Raw genomic sequence first — 15653 nt, forward strand, 5'->3', positions numbered from 1 at the left:
TGTCCTGTGAGATAGGCGCAGGAGGGAGAATAAAGATGGCAATACCACAGCATGTGGCAATTATACTGGATGGAAATGGAAGATGGGCGAAGAGTAAAGGAATGCCCAGAAATTACGGGCATGTCAGAGGAGCAAAAAATCTGGAGATTATTTGTGAAGATGCTTATAATATGGGAATCAAATATTTGACGGTGTACTTGTTCTCAACAGAGAACTGGAACCGTCCAAGCGAAGAGGTGGCATCACTTATGAAGCTGTTTCGTAGCTATACGAAGACCTGTATTAAGACGGCTCAGAAGAATAATATGAAGGTGCGTATGTTGGGAGATCCCTCGGCATTGGATCCGGATTTACAGGCTAGTATGCGGTCTTTGCAGGAGACATCGAAGAATAATACGGGACTGAATTTTCAGATTGCCATTAATTATGGAAGCCGTGATGAAATCGTGCGTGCTATCCGCAATCTGGCACAGGACTGTAAGGATGGAAAAGTAATGGTATCGGATATTACGGAGGATGTTTTTTCCGATTATCTGGATACGAAAGGGATACCGGATCCGGATCTTCTGATTCGAACCAGCGGGGAACTTCGGCTTTCCAATTATTTGATGTGGCAGCTGGCATATACGGAATTTTATTTCACAGATGTGCCGTGGCCGGCATTTAATAAGAATGAACTGATGAAAGCGATTGATAAATTCAATGGCAGAGATCGGCGTTTCGGGGGCGTGAAGGAGGATTAACCATGTTTGTGACGAGGCTCATAAGTGGTATTGTGTTGGTACTGATTGCGCTGTTGACGATTATTTCAGGGGGCTATGTATTATTTGCTACCTTGCTTCTGATATCGTTGATCGGCTTGAACGAACTTTACAGAGCAATGAAAGTAGAATCCGAGCAGAACCATGGACTGGCAATAGTAGGTTATATTGGAACTGTTGGTTACTATTTCATGTTACTTTTTGGATTTGAAGCATATAGTATGATAGGGCTGATTTTTCTGCTGGTAGCATTTATGTTTGTCTATGTGTTTACATTCCCGAAGTATCGGGCAGAACAGGTGATGGCAGGATTTTTTGGCGTTGCCTATGTATCTGTGATGCTGTCCTATATTTTCCAGACGAGAAATCTACAGGACGGTGCATTTATCGTGTGGCTGATTTTCCTGTGTTCCTGGGGATGCGATACCTGTGCGTACTGTGTGGGTGTATTAATTGGGAAACATAAAATGTCTCCGAAGTTAAGTCCGAAAAAATCCATAGAAGGGGCAGTTGGCGGAGTGGTCGGCGCTGCACTTCTGGGAGCAATTTATGCTGCTGTAATTGGAAAATATCTGGAGGCACAGAATCAGATTGCAGTCTATGCGGTTATTTGCGGAATTGGTGCATTGATTTCCATGGTAGGCGACCTGGCAGCTTCTGCAATTAAGAGAAATCACGAAATTAAGGATTACGGCAAGCTGATACCGGGGCATGGCGGGATACTGGACCGTTTTGACAGTGTTATATTTACAGCTCCGGTTATTTACTTTTTAGCAACACTTTTTAATTAAGAATCAGAGTGTGTTTGAAAAAGTGCCTGGCTAATGGTGCGGGCAGATTGCTGCAATGATATTTTAAGTACACTCCAAGAAAGAACAAGAGAGGATTTTTTATGAAGACGATAGCAGTGTTAGGATCAACAGGTTCTATCGGAACCCAGACATTAGAAGTAGTAAGGGAAAATAATGACTTACAGGTAGCGGCATTGGCGGCAGGCAGTAATATCGTGCTTTTGGAAAAACAAATTCGGGAATTTGCGCCAAAGGCAGTTGCGGTCTGGGATGAGAAATCTGCTTCGGAATTAAAAGAATCCGTTAAAGATCTGGATGTAAAAGTTGTAAGCGGCATGGAGGGATTAATTGAGATCTCCACGCTGCCGGAGGTGGAGATTCTGGTCACTGCTATTGTGGGGATGATTGGAATTCTGCCTACAATTGAAGCAATCAAGGCGAAAAAGGATATTGCGCTGGCAAATAAGGAAACACTGGTTACGGCAGGACATATTATTATGCCATTAGCTAAAGAATGCGGTGTCCGTATTTTGCCTGTGGACAGTGAACACAGCGCGATTTTCCAGTCCTTAAACGGAGAGAATCCAAAAAGAATTGGTAAAATACTTTTGACGGCATCAGGCGGTCCATTCAGAGGAAAAACCAAATCATTTTTGGAAAAAGTCAGGTTGGAAGATGCTTTGAAGCATCCAAACTGGGCAATGGGACAGAAAATTACCATAGACTCGGCAACATTGGTAAATAAAGGTTTGGAAGTTATGGAAGCCAAGTGGTTGTTTGGAGTAGATTTGGATAAAATACAAGTAGTGATACAGCCGCAAAGTATTATCCATTCTATGGTGGAATATGTAGATGGAGCGATTATGGCAGAACTGGGAACACCGGATATGAAGCTGCCGATACAATATGCGCTTTATTATCCGGATCGTAAGTACCTGGGCGGAGAACGGCTGGATTTTTGGAAATTGTCACAGATTACCTTTGAAAAACCGGATATGGATACTTTCCTCGGACTGCCGCTGGCATTTCAGGCATCGAAGGCAGGCGGATCTATGCCGACGGTATTCAATGCAGCCAATGAGCGTGCAGTCAGTAAATTTTTACATAAGGAAATCCGTTTCCTGGATATTTATGATATCATTATGTACTGTATGGAGGAACATAAGACCATCCAGAATCCAACTGTGGAAGAGATACTGGCTACGGAACAGGCAACTTATGAATTGATTGAAAGCAGGTGGTAGATTGAAAATCGTTATTGCTATATTAATATTTAGTATTATCATTATTATTCATGAGCTGGGACATTTTATCCTGGCGAAATTAAATGGAATTACCGTTACAGAGTTTTCAGTGGGTATGGGTCCAAGACTGGTAAGCACTACAAAAGGTGAGACCAGGTATTCGTTGAAACTGCTTCCGTTCGGCGGTTCCTGTATGATGCTTGGTGAAGATGAAGCAGCCGGTGACGATGGTTCCTTTGGCAGTAAATCCGTTTGGGCAAGAATTTCTGTTATTGCCGCAGGTCCGATATTTAACTTTATTTTAGCATTTGTTCTGGCATTGTTTATTATTGGTAGCATTGGCCATGATTCACCTGTAGTAGGAGCCGTTACCAAAGGTTATCCTGCGGCAGAAGCAGGTCTAAAAGAAGGCGATGTTATTACGAAGATGAATAATAAGAAGATACGTGTTTCCAGAGAAATCAATAATTATGTTACATTTAATCAGGGGAAACCGGTTACGCTTGATTTTGAACGGGATGGGGAAAGCCATACTATTCAGATGACACCTGAGAAGACGGACAGCGGCAGATATGTATTCGGCATTGCTCCTGCTGGTACCAGAGTGAAAGGCAATCCTATAAGTACTCTTAAGTATAGCGCCTATGAGGTGAAATATTGGATCGATACCACGATTGGAAGCCTGAAGATGCTTGTCAGAGGTCAGGTGGGTATCAATGATATGTCGGGTCCGGTTGGTGTTGTAACGATTATTGGAGATGCATACGAAGAGAGTGCCAGAGAGGGAGGCGGTTTCCTGGTTTGGCTGAATATGCTGAACATTTCCATATTATTAACTGCCAATCTTGGGGTTATGAATCTGCTCCCGCTTCCGGCTTTAGATGGCGGCAGGCTGGTATTTTTAATTCTGGAAGCTATACGGGGTAAGAGGATCAGTCCGGAAAAAGAAGGAATGGTACATTTTGTTGGGCTAATGGCACTTATGGTTCTGATGGTAGTCGTTATGTTTAATGATGTTATGAAGATTCTGTAAATGTGATCAGGCTGGTACACCGTTTATAAAAATATAGGATCATTATAGCAGAGTATTTTGTTTATTTTAGAAGTGTAAAAGTCAGAGCTGCGAAATAAAGGAAGATTAACTTTATTTCGCAGCTTTTTTTATTAAAGAAGTGAAGGAACTATTTTAGAAGAATTTTTAAGAGACAGTTCAAAAACGCGGTTTTTTGTCAGGAAATGCTCTCATTGCAGACAGATAACGAATATCGTATACACATGTTAAATTTCTGCATATACTATAGATGACAGGATATTTGCGAGGTCAGGCATGTCAAATAATACAATCAAAGCCATGCAGCAGGACACCCCGGATCGGGGGCGTTTACAGATACGTGTACTGTCGAACCAGCGTGCTATGCCGGTTGCAGACGCGACGATAGATATCTCCTATTCAGGGGACCCGGAAAGTACAGTAGAAGAAATCAAAACAGACAGCACAGGACAGACGGCAGCTATAGAATTGGCAACGCCGCCTCTGGAATACAGTCTTGCTCCATCAGAGACACAGCCTTATTCGGAGTATACACTTCGGATTACTGCTGAAGGATTTGAGACAATCACGATTAGTGGTACAGAGATTCTGGCGGATCAGACAGCTTTGCAGGAAGTGCGGCTGCGCCCCCTTGTTGATAATGAAGGGATTGATGTAATCGTAATTCCGGCACATACGCTCTATGGGGTTTATCCGCCGAAGATCGCGGAAGCGGAAATTAAGCCTGTTAATCAGATCGGGGAAATTGTTCTGAGCCGTGTCGTTATCCCTGAATTTATCGTGGTACACGATGGTTCTCCAAGGGACACAACAGCGACAGACTACTACATTCGTTACAAGGATTATATCAAAAATGTAGCGTCAAGCGAGATCTATGCGACCTGGCCAAGAGCTACAATTGAAGCGAATGTACTGGCTATTATGTCATTTACTTTGAACAGGGTTTATACGGAATGGTACCGGAATAAAGGATTTGATTTTACGATCACCTCATCTACAGCATTTGACCATAAATGGATCTATGGCCGCAATATATTTGAAAGCATTTCGGAAGTAGTAGATGATTTGTTCAGTAATTATCTGTCCAGGCCGAATGTTAAACAGCCTATTCTGACACAGTATTGTGATGGACAGAGAGTCCAGTGTCCAAACTGGATGACGCAGTGGGGATCAAAGACACTGGGGGATCAGGGGTACACACCGATTGAGATTCTGCGTAATTATTATGGTCAGAGTATGTATATTAATAGTGCAGAGGAAATTGCGGGCATTCCTTCATCCTGGCCGGGTTACAGTCTGGATATTGGTTCCAGCGGGGATAAAGTCAGACAGATTCAGGAACAGTTAAATGCAATTTCCAATGCATATCCGCTGATACCTAAAATTGCAGTGGATGGGATTTATGGAGAGGGTACGCAGAATGCAGTCCGGGTATTCCAGGATGTGTTTGGGCTGCCGGAGACGGGGATAGTAGATTATAGAACCTGGTATAAGATTCAGGAGATTTATGTGGGTGTTACCAGGATAGCAGAATTAAATCCGTGATTTGGTTAATGAAGTGCAAATTGAATCGCATGATTTATGAGATGATTTAGAGGATCATTATAAAAGCTCTAATTAGTGAAAGCGTGTTTGAAAAAAGGGAAGGATATCTTTCAGACACGCTTTTATTTTTTGTTTTCCGGCTAAGCTGTGCTGTCCAGGGCTTTGTGACATAATTTGCCGGAATTTTCATGCATAGGGGATGCGTTTATTGAATCAGGCATATTAGTACTAGAGCGTGTCAGGAGGCTGATCCGCCATGCAGAATAGCAGTCAGCTGTGTAAGCAGGCCACTGCTGCCATTAACAGAAATATTGCCCACGTTCTCGCAGATTTTTTCCAGATACTCAAGTTCTTTGAGTTTATATAGTGTAGTATTTTCATCCATAAGCCGGGCGGTATTAAGCAGTGACCGTGTAGAAGCGACTTCTTCCCGGCGGGTAATCACGTTTGCCTGGGCGCGTTTTTCGGCAATTAGTACGGTATTCATAATATCCCGGATTTCGCCGGGGAGTATGATGTCTTTTACGCCTGCATCAGTAATTTCTACGTAGAGTTCACTTGATTTTTCTTTTAGCTTTTCGAAGACATAGGCAGAAATCTGCTCTTTATTTTCAAGAATCTCATCAATGCGGTATTTACTGATATAATCCCGAAGTGCAAATTGGGCCGCAACATGCATTTGTTCCTCATAATTATCTATTTCTGTAAATATTTTGACGTAGTCTGTGATCCTATAAGTACATACGAAATTGATTCGTAGTGCGACTTTATCCTGAGAGAGTATTTCCTGCCCGTTTATATCCATCTGGGTGAGACGGGTATCTACAATGCTGTAGTCAACCTTTGTACTGCATTTCCAGTAGTAGTAGGTTCCTGCATCAAGCAGTTTTACCAGCTTCTGGTCATAGTATAACAGTGCTTTCTGATATTCTTTCACTTCAATTTTAGAATATAGATATGATGGGATTTTACTAAAAATATACTGCGGTATATCGGTTGGTACCTCCGGTGCCTTAATAGACACTTTGGTAAATTCATGTTTATGAATAACAGACCAATATGCGTATTTGCCGCGCCTTAGTATTTCCTCAAATTTACCGTTTATAAAATGAAGTGCCAGTTCTTCATCCGCTACATCTACAGTGGCTGTCTGTCTTGCAACCTTTTCATTACGAAGCAGAACTTCCGGTGAGCAGGTCTCAGATGTAAGCGGCTGATCCAGCTGGACGATTTCCATGTTTTGAGTGCCAAAGATGAAATATCTTCCGGCTTCCAGTAATTTCACAAACTTTCCGTTTTTAAAGAGCAGGCCTCTTTGATTTTCCTGAATAATAATGCGCATATGTATACCTCCCGATTATTCTTTGATTGACAGACATCCAATGTAAAAAATGCGGCTGAGTAATTAAGTTTAACATTGTCACGGGCGTAAGCATTAGCTCTGGCCGATGATTAAGCAAAACGGTATCCTTTTCAGGCAAGGCATTTGATACACTGCAGGCAAAGGGACCTTTGCACGTAACGGTGCAGATCCAGCATTTACCTGCGGGAATGTCTGTATGTTGTAATGTTAAATTCTGTGTAATGAGCACAGCAGATTGTGCCTTTTAAGCACACCAAAACCACTTGGCCGGTGAATATTCCCGGGCAGGATTCGAACCTGCGATTGTCGGCAGCATTGCTCTGGCATACGCTTTGGCAGACCTGGCGCACCGTGGTGAGATCAGAACACACACACTGAAGCAACCCTGCAACTATATTCTAATGGAAAATTATGTATTTATCACGGAAAAAAAGTTGCGAACTCTTATTTGAGGTCACAACTTTTCTGCATTAACAGTCTTTTTTTTATCAATCCTACAAAGTGTTCCGGTTCCGTTACTTTGACGAAAGGTCCAAATGATAAAACCCGGATCAGCAATTCTGTCTCATCTTCCCGCTCATAATATATTTTTATTCTGTATTTATGTTCGGAAAGGCGTTCGGCTTCTTTTTTAAAGTGAGCAAAATGAAGCATAATACGCTCCAAGGCATTTCTTTCGTCTAAAAGTTCCATTATCAGAAATTCTGAAGTGACGTTCCTGATTTTCTTGCCGGCTGTCCCTTCTGCCTCTGTTATTTCACATTCTTTGATGCGGCCCACATTGAGCATATCGGCGTACCGGCACCCTAAAATACGAATACGGAATTTATCATCCTTTTCTGAATATTCGAACTGATAAGGTGTACAGATGATGGCCCTGTAGTTGTTTTTCTGACTGTTATACCGGATGATTACCTTTTTACGGGCATGCATGGCGCTGCGGAGTTTATGAAAAATCTTAATATAATTTTCGTCTTCATATTCATCTCCGTCATTATATTTGTCGAACACAACATAATCTGCGGGTGTAAACAGTGGTTCCACATCCTTTAAAAACGTAAAATCAATCTCAAATAGTTTGATTCTGGGATCAAGGGTGATTGCCTTTAACCAGCGTTTTTGCAGGGTTGTAAGCCCTATGGAAGGTTCGTGGGTCAGCGGTGTATGTAATGAGTCATCCATTAATTGCCATTCTTCATTTTTCAATGCAGGTATAATGGTTAAATGACTTTCACCAAAGGCTGTTTCATTTATGATCTTTTCCATTTCCGTATTAGTCAGGTTTCCTTTTACTGATGCTGATAAAATATTTGCTACTGCATGATAGTAACAACTGTAGATTTCATGAAAAAGCACTACGTATCCCCTCCTGATTCTTCTAATTGATATAAATCATACATATCCCTGATATCCTGTTTGAACTGGTTTTCGATTGTTCTGTTAGAAAAGCTCATGGAAGTAATCCGGCATATAAAGGTACATATCCAGGGAATCATCTCGCCGGTATCATATACATCAGCAATAAAGCGGCAGGTATTAGCATCAATCCGCTGTATTGTCCCACATCGTTTTTCACGTTCCAGCCGATGAAAAATGTGTTCTTCACCGTTACCAATATATATGGTAAATTCTACATGTTCCAATGCGTTCCGCCGGTTACATGAAATGCCCCACATGTATTTTTGCATATTTGCCAGTTTGTCCCGCAGCTGATCAAAATTTTCTGAGATATCCCCAGGTTTTACACCGGTAATATAATCAAGACGGTAGGAATTGATCCTGTGATATTTGGTGCTATAGCCCATCAGATAGCGTCTTCCATTTTGGACACTTACGAATATCCTGAGAGGGATCAGGTCCCATGTGTTTGTATTTTCTGATCTGTTTGTATAGTTCGTGATAGTTACGAAACGCTTTTGGGAAATCCCATACAGAAGCTGGCAAAGTACTTCGCTTTCAAGAGCATGTGCTATGTAGTGATGCTTGAAAGAATAAAATTCAGATTCGTAACCGGTCTGATCCAGTAAAAAGCTGCCAATTATCCCGCAAAGCCCTGCTTCAGAAAAGAAATTTAATGCATCGGACCAGGATGACAGGTCTTCAGCGCCGGTTCTGCTGTACACAATCTGTCTTCCTTGTTTTTTACCTTTTACTAAGCCTGATTCGATGTACTCTTTTAGTTTTTTCCGAACAGTAGATTCATCAAAAAGCATAGGGGATTGGAAAAAAGAAAGGTACGATGCATCAATTTTATCTGTTATTTCTTTTAAAGTATAAGAAATACCCGGATTATACAAGATATCGAATAATATAAAATGCAGAGTGATATCGCCGTTTGTAAAGCTCTTTGCTTTTAATGCCTTATAGAGAGGATTGTGCACACATGTTCTGCTGTCAATGGAAAGAAAGACATTCTTTCCGCCGGGAGTCTGGCGAAAGCCCATGTAATCACCAAGATAGCTTTCGATTCTGCGGCGTTCATTATCGTATGAGCGGCTGCTTTTCTTTTCGAACTCCTCTCTGCACTTAAAACCATAGACGTAGAATTCTCTCATATAATCCCGTATGCGCTCAAAATTTTTAATCAGTTCCGTATATGCCATTCATTCACCTCATTCCAATATCTACTCAAATCTTTTCCCGACACGATATTTGGAAGGCGCCACCCCATAATGCTTTTTAAATAATTTACTAAAGTGGTATACATCATCATATCCAACACAGGCGGCAACATTCTGCACGCTGATCGCTTCATCTGTTTCAATTAATTCCCGGGCTTTTTCCATCCTCAGGTTAATGAGATAGTTAATCGGAGATTCTCCGGTTTCACTTTTAAAAATACGGGAAATATAGAAAGTGCTCAGATACATATTCTGGGCGATCTGATCCAGGGATATTTTATCGGAATAGTGCTGGCTAAAATATTGAATAATTTTTTTGACGACATATTTACGGTTCGTAGATTCAAAGATACAGCCATCCGGAATCTTTTGAGAATCCTGCTGTTCCCGTATGATTAAAAGAATAATCTGTATCAGATAAGATTTTAACATAAAGTATCGTCCCGGTTTCCAGGTCTGGTATTCTTTTTCCATTGCAGAACAGATTTTGAAGATTTCCTGCTTAATAATTGCATCCATGGCAATAATGTTTTCTCCGTTGATCAAGGGCATTTGTCCTTTTGGAAGATTCTGAAAATGTACATCGGAAAAGGACAGGAAACACTCCAGGGCCTGGTTATCCGAAGAGGTAACCAGGCTTCGGTGATAGGTACCGGGATTGTAAATGACGAAATCCCCTTCTTTTACAGGATAAATCTCGCCATCAATCACGTGTGCACCTTCTCCTTTCAGAATGATGGAGAACTCGATAAAGTCGTGGCAGTGGTAATTGGTCTCTTCCTCATTTCGCTTCAGAGTACAGAAGTATAAAAATGTAGGATTTAAATCTTCGTATGTAATATCATAGTTTTGATTGCACATGTATCATCACTCCGGGTCTTTTATAATTTTATTATACACGGTTTTGGATGGGATGCAAGGCAGAATGCAAAATACTACATGAACTGTACAAGAAATTACATTCTATTTTTTTGACGAAATACTATAATAGACCGTGTTTCATTAAAATAATGAAGGGGGAAAGCAACTATGACAAAAAATATGACATCCGGACAACCGGCGAAATTAATCCTGTTTTTTACAATTCCGCTGCTGATTGGAAATATATTTCAGCAGTTCTACAGCATGGCGGATACCTTAATTGTAGGCAGGACAATTGGAGTCCATGCGCTTGCAGCAGTGGGGTGTACGGGAAGTATTACCTTTTTGATACTGGGATTTGCAATGGGGCTTACCGCCGGGTTGTCTATCGTAACGGCGCAGCGGTTTGGAGCTTCTGATGAGAATGGAGTTCGCCGCAGTATTGCAGTTGGGGCATTAATCAGCCTGGCAGTTACAATATTGCTGACCGTGATTGCGGTTCCTCTGACCAGACCAATCCTGGAGTGGATGCAGACACCGGCAGAGATTATTGATGATGCCTGGAGTTATCTGGTAATTATATTTACAGGAACTGCGGCATGTATGCTGTTTAATATGTTATCGAATATTATCAGGGCGGTTGGCGACAGTAAGACGCCTCTGCTGTTTTTGATCATTGCATGTATACTGAATATTATTCTGGACTTTGTTTTGATTCTGGTATTTAAGATGGGTGTGGCAGGAGCTGCATGGGCAACGATTCTGGCACAGCTGGTATCCGGATTATTATGTCTGTGGTATATGAAGAAGCGGCTTACTTTCCTGATTCCCAAAAAAGATGACTGGAAGGTGACATCCTGGGAGGTTACCCTGCATCTGAAATTAGCCCTTCCTATGGCATTTCAGATGTCCATTATAGCAATTGGTGCAGTAATACTGCAATATGCTCTGAATGGACTGGGAGCTGTGTCTGTTGCGGCATATACGGCGGCACAGAAGATTGACAGTATTGCCACACAGCCGATGAATTCCTTTGGAACTACCATGGGTACATATGCAGCGCAGAATATGGGTGCAGGAAGAATAGACCGTATCCGTAAGGGGGTATTCCAATGTGCTTTGATTTCTGTAGGATTTAGTATCGTGATGGGACTTGTAAATATCTTTGCCGGTTATCAGCTTGCGGGAATATTTGTAGGCCCCGGACAACCGGAGGTACTTAACCTGGCACAGGTATATCTGGGCATAAACGGAAGCCTGTATTTTGTATTAGCACTGCTGTTTGTTTTCCGGTTTACGTTACAGGGGCTTGGAAAAAGCTTTATGCCGACACTTGCAGGTGTAATGGAATTGGTTATGCGCTGTTTTGCTGCAATTTGTTTGTCAGGAATTATGGGGTTTGCCGGAGCGTGCTGGTCAAATCCGCTTGCCTGGATAGGAGCTGCAATACCACTGGGAATAGCGTATTTTATGACAATGAAAAAAATGAAAACGATTTATCCGGATGGAAAACCGAAAGAAAGTGTAAGCTAGTACTCCATCCGGCTAGAAACCCTACTGACAGCACTCTATTTTGCCATCTGCCGCGTTGTCGTCAGTCAGCGGAGGAACCACTCCGCTTCCATCCTCCGCCTTGCAGACTGACAAAATAATCAGCACTGTCAGTAGGGTTTCTGGCTGGATGGAGTACTGGATTTTAGAATTATTATTGAAACAGAAGCTTTATGAACTACTGGTTCCGGTAATAGCAGAGGTGCTATTAACCGGAACTTTTTATTGTTTTACTGCATACCATTATTAAAAATATTTTCTACATAGCTGCGCATCGCATCATGGCTGTTAATGTTTCTTGCACCGTTAATAATCTTTTCCTGTTCTTGTTTGGGGAGTCCTGCAAAACGATTTAAAACTTCGGAATGCATGGCCATTTCCATAGTAAATCCGATAGGAAGTTCTTCATTGTTAATCATGTTAGTTCACCATATCATAAAATGATTCTGCCGATTCACAGGTTGAGTAGCTTTGGCAGTTCCCTTCTTATTATATTTTTCAACCTGTTTCTTTGTTTTCTATTTAGTTTTTGCATTCTGAGAAAAAATATCCCTGAAATGTACATATTTTTTGTAAAATTTTGCTAAGTTAAGAATACATCGACTTGTAATCAAAAATCGACCATGGTATGATATCAATATGAAATTTATCAGAGTGTGTGAAAAAATGCTTGTGCCTGTCTGATTGTAACGGTGTGTGGGATGTAACCGTGTAATTTCAGGAGCGTAGCGGTGCTGCATTCCTGAAATTGCACGATTGCAGCATACGCAGCGGAGTGGTTAGACGGGTATAATCATTTTAGGACATGTTCCAAGGTGGAGGGCGGATATGAAAAGTTCTGAGATGGTAAAGGAAATTCGTAAGCGTGCCGGGCTTAGCCAGACTCAGCTTGCAAAAGTACTGGGCGTCAGCTTTGCCACGGTGAATCGCTGGGAAAATGGACATTGTGAGCCGACAGCAGTGGCGATTAACAGCCTTCGTATGATTTGCCGGGATAATCTTATTGATTTTGATGAACTGCAAAAGGATGCAGTGGTGATTACTTCGGAAAAAAGCCTGATGTTATATCATGGTTCAAAAAGAGGGATTCAGGGAGCCGTACGCCCAATCAGCAGTGAGTTTTGTGATTTCGGCAAAGGTTTTTATATGGGGACAAATCAGAGTCAGCCAATGTCACTCATCTGCAATTTTCCGGAGGCAAGGATGTATACCGTAAAAGTAGATCTTACGGGGTTAAAGATATTGAATTTAGAGGTAAGTATTGACTGGGCCATGCTGATTGCTTTAAACAGAGGAAGAATGGAGGACATGAAGGGAACTCCTTATTATGAAAAGTTTAAAAATATTGCAAAAGATTGTGATATGATAAGCGGATACGTTGTGAGTGACAGAATGTTTGTTGTTCTGGAACGTTTTTTCTCCTGCGAGATTACAGATGTGGCATTGATGAACAGTCTGAGTGCGCTTAAGGCAGATAAGCAGTATGCAGCCGTCAGCGAACGCGCCTGTAAGCAGATTCGGATCATTGAAAATCTTCCTATTGGTGAAAAGGAAAGAGCTTATTCCAGGAAAATGTGCGAAGCAAACCGTGCCGGCGAAATCACCAGGGCGGAGGAAATCTGCAGAAAATATCGCAGGGAAGGCCGCTATTTTGATGAAATACTGAATGGGGGCAGCCGTATATGAGGAGAAAGTTAAGTTTGATGGAACACCAGATCTGTAATGTACAAGGGCGATTATTTGAACTTTCTTTAAAAATGGGATATGACAGCCCTGATTTTATAAAAGTTTTTATGAATAGCAGTGCAGCGGCAGGATTAGATGAGGATTACGACAGACTGCAGTGGGCGGGAGAAGCTTACCTGTTGGAACTGCTGGCACAGGAAGCCCGGGGACTGAAAGGGGCTGGCAATAAATATACCAATGAAGTGATGTATTGGAGCGGTTATCTGTACCGGTGCTGGCATTTTATGACCGGAGAGAAGAGCCGTGATATCTTTGAGCAGGCGGATGCACAGATAATGAATGAAATTTATTTTGGTTTTCATATATTGGATATGGGAATGGCAATAGAAGACCTAAAAGAATTATACAGGCAGAGACAACATTTATGAAAGAATTATTTACAATTGGAGAAGTTGCAAAATTATTTGATGTTAATATACGTACCTTGCGGTATTACGATGGGATTGGACTTTTAAAACCGGAGCTGACAGATTCAGCTACCGGATATCGGTACTATTCTACCAGACAGTTTGAACGGCTGAATACCATAAAGTATCTCAGGGCACTCAATATGCCGATCGGGAAAATCGCAGATTTTTTTGGAAATAAGGATATTGACCAGATGGTTTATATCTTAAAAGTGCAGCAGGATGAAATTGCATCCAGAAAACGCGAATTGGATCTGGTGGAGAAAAAGCTGAAGAGAAGGCTGACTCAGATTCAGGATGCAGTGGAAACAGTGTATGACCGGATAATGGAAAAGCGAATACCGTTAAGAAAAGCAGCATATCTCAGAAAAGAGATCCCGGTAGGTGAGGATCTGGAATATCCAATCCGTGAACTGGAGCGTAACAATAAATTAAATGCGGTAATGTTTCTTGGAAAGGTAGGAGTTTCTGTATCCCGGGAAGATTTGCTGAAACGCAGATTTGATAAGTTTTCCGGGATTTTTGTGTTGCTGGAACAAGAGGATGAATACCGGGGCGACACCGTGTTTTTAAAAGAAGCGGATTATCTGTCTATCCGTTTTCAGGGAACCCATCAGGCAGCGGAGAGATATTATCTTGAATTACTGTCTTATATGGAGCAGCAGGGGTATGAACCGGATGGAGATTCCGTTGAAATAACCCTGATTGATGCGGGGATGACAAATGATTCCTCCAGATTTGTAACTGAATTGCAGATTCCATACAAAATTACTTGACCCTCTATCTACTGGAGGGTTTATATTTGAGTCTGTATGAGGAGGATAAATTTGTTATGATTGGAACGATTGTAAATACAGGAACGATTCTGGCTGGAAGTCTGATTGGGAGTCTGGTTAAGAAGGGAATTAAAGTAGAATATCAGGGGGCACTTTTTAACGCAATGGGTCTGGCTGCAGCAGGACTTGGCATCAATGCAATCGTACAGAACATGCCTAAAAGCCAGTTCCCGGTATTGTTTATTTTCAGTCTGGCAATTGGCAGCCTGCTTGGCACGATGCTCGGCATAGACAGACGGTTTGCGCTGTTAACCAGTAAATTTTCAAGCAGTAATCTGGGGCAGGGGCTGGCTACCGGAATTTTATTATTCTGCATTGGTACGTTGTCAATTTTGGGACCTATGGAAAGTGCACTTCATGGGGACAATACTTATTTATTTACAAATGCTGCATTAGATTTTGTGACCTCTATGGTTCTTGCTTCCACTTATGGAATCGGGATGGCGATAACAGCAGGGGTATTGTTTGTATGGCAGGGAAGTATTTATCTGGGGGCAGGACTTTTAAGCGGTTTTTTAACACCGGAACTTTTGACGGAGATTTCTATTGTTGGAGGTTTTCTGATTGCCAGTTCAGGACTTTCTATTCTAAAAATAAAAGACTGTAAAACATTGAACATGCTCCCGGCGCTGCTTGTACCGCCTGTCTGGTTTTTGATAAAAGGGTTACTTTTAGGATAATGAAATTTATTAGAAGATTTTAACCATCTGAAGATAGGTACTGCCATCGGACATGGTGATTTCCTGATAAGACTTGAATCCATTGCTTTCGTAGAGGGCGGCTACTTTAGAATTCTCTTTTTTACAATCGAGAAAGATAAAGCGGCCGCCTATGTTTTTGTGGCTTGGGAGGATGATAGTTTGAGCAGCATTTAAT

15 protein-coding genes are annotated in these 15653 nt (G+C 41.7%); 10 read left to right on the forward strand and 5 right to left on the reverse strand.

Going from position 1 to position 15653, the window contains the following annotated elements:
- Positions 1-35: 35 nt before the first annotated feature.
- From RHS_RS14585 to RHS_RS14605, 5 genes are all read left to right on the forward strand, one after another.
- A complete protein-coding gene (locus tag RHS_RS14585; RefSeq protein WP_027293668.1) occupies positions 36-743 on the forward strand; it encodes an isoprenyl transferase in 708 nt (235 codons plus the stop codon).
- A 2-nt stretch (positions 744-745) separates the two neighbouring features.
- On the forward strand, positions 746-1552 hold the full coding sequence (locus RHS_RS14590) for a phosphatidate cytidylyltransferase (RefSeq protein WP_047833585.1): 807 nt from the start codon (positions 746-748) through the stop codon (positions 1550-1552).
- A gap of 101 nt (positions 1553-1653) precedes the next feature.
- Complete coding sequence (gene dxr / locus RHS_RS14595) at positions 1654-2796, forward strand: 1-deoxy-D-xylulose-5-phosphate reductoisomerase (RefSeq protein ID WP_027293670.1); 1143 nt, start codon at positions 1654-1656, stop codon at positions 2794-2796.
- A gap of 1 nt (position 2797) precedes the next feature.
- Entirely contained in the window at positions 2798-3829 is a 1032-nt protein-coding gene (gene rseP, locus RHS_RS14600) for an RIP metalloprotease RseP (RefSeq protein ID WP_044292997.1), read from the forward strand.
- A 294-nt stretch (positions 3830-4123) separates the two neighbouring features.
- Positions 4124-5392 carry a peptidoglycan-binding protein gene (locus RHS_RS14605; protein ID WP_047833586.1) on the forward strand — a complete coding sequence of 423 codons (1269 nt, stop codon included), beginning with the start codon at positions 4124-4126 and terminating at the stop codon, positions 5390-5392.
- A gap of 238 nt (positions 5393-5630) precedes the next feature.
- Here the strand turns inward: RHS_RS14605 and RHS_RS14610 are convergent, their stop codons facing one another.
- The 4 genes from RHS_RS14610 to RHS_RS14630 form a co-directional block, all read right to left on the reverse strand.
- Positions 5631-6734: a slipin family protein gene (locus RHS_RS14610; protein WP_047833587.1), complete on the reverse strand. Its 1104-nt coding sequence runs from the start codon at positions 6732-6734 to the stop codon at positions 5631-5633.
- 465 nt (positions 6735-7199) lie between these two features.
- Positions 7200-8111 (reverse strand): WYL domain-containing protein, encoded by a 912-nt coding sequence (locus RHS_RS14620; RefSeq protein ID WP_047833588.1) that lies wholly within the window; start codon positions 8109-8111, stop codon positions 7200-7202.
- Positions 8111-9358, reverse strand: a complete 1248-nt coding sequence (locus RHS_RS14625) for a WYL domain-containing transcriptional regulator (RefSeq protein WP_047833589.1) — start codon at positions 9356-9358, stop codon at positions 8111-8113. The genes RHS_RS14620 and RHS_RS14625 overlap by 1 nt, the downstream gene beginning before the upstream one ends.
- 21 nt (positions 9359-9379) lie before the next feature.
- Positions 9380-10237, reverse strand: a complete 858-nt coding sequence (locus tag RHS_RS14630) for an AraC family transcriptional regulator (RefSeq protein ID WP_027293677.1) — start codon at positions 10235-10237, stop codon at positions 9380-9382.
- A 168-nt stretch (positions 10238-10405) separates the two neighbouring features.
- Here RHS_RS14630 and RHS_RS14635 point away from each other — a divergent pair, with 168 nt between their 5' ends.
- Positions 10406-11770, forward strand: coding sequence for an MATE family efflux transporter (locus RHS_RS14635; RefSeq protein ID WP_027293678.1), 1365 nt, complete (start codon positions 10406-10408; stop codon positions 11768-11770).
- A gap of 248 nt (positions 11771-12018) precedes the next feature.
- Here RHS_RS14635 and RHS_RS14640 read toward each other — a convergent pair whose 3' ends face one another.
- Entirely contained in the window at positions 12019-12207 is a 189-nt protein-coding gene (locus RHS_RS14640) for a hypothetical protein (protein ID WP_027293679.1), read from the reverse strand.
- 409 nt (positions 12208-12616) lie between these two features.
- Here RHS_RS14640 and RHS_RS14645 point away from each other — a divergent pair, with 409 nt between their 5' ends.
- From RHS_RS14645 to RHS_RS14660, 4 genes are read left to right on the forward strand one after another with little or no spacing between them, the layout of a single operon-like run.
- A complete protein-coding gene (locus RHS_RS14645; protein ID WP_044289307.1) occupies positions 12617-13474 on the forward strand; it encodes a DUF3990 domain-containing protein in 858 nt (285 codons plus the stop codon).
- Positions 13471-13902 (forward strand): hypothetical protein, encoded by a 432-nt coding sequence (locus tag RHS_RS14650; RefSeq protein WP_027293680.1) that lies wholly within the window; start codon positions 13471-13473, stop codon positions 13900-13902. The genes RHS_RS14645 and RHS_RS14650 overlap by 4 nt, the downstream gene beginning before the upstream one ends.
- The gene (locus RHS_RS14655) at positions 13899-14717 is read left to right on the forward strand and encodes a MerR family transcriptional regulator (protein WP_044292988.1); all 819 of its coding nucleotides are present in this window, start codon (positions 13899-13901) and stop codon (positions 14715-14717) included. Before RHS_RS14650 ends, RHS_RS14655 begins: the two co-directional genes overlap by 4 nt.
- A gap of 26 nt (positions 14718-14743) precedes the next feature.
- Positions 14744-15457 carry a DUF554 domain-containing protein gene (locus tag RHS_RS14660; RefSeq protein WP_395022463.1) on the forward strand — a complete coding sequence of 238 codons (714 nt, stop codon included), beginning with the start codon at positions 14744-14746 and terminating at the stop codon, positions 15455-15457.
- The last annotated feature ends 196 nt before the right edge of the window (positions 15458-15653 follow it).

This window comes from Robinsoniella sp. RHS (assembly GCF_001029355.1).
In the GTDB taxonomy this organism is placed as follows: Bacteria; Bacillota; Clostridia; order Lachnospirales; family Lachnospiraceae; genus Robinsoniella; species Robinsoniella peoriensis.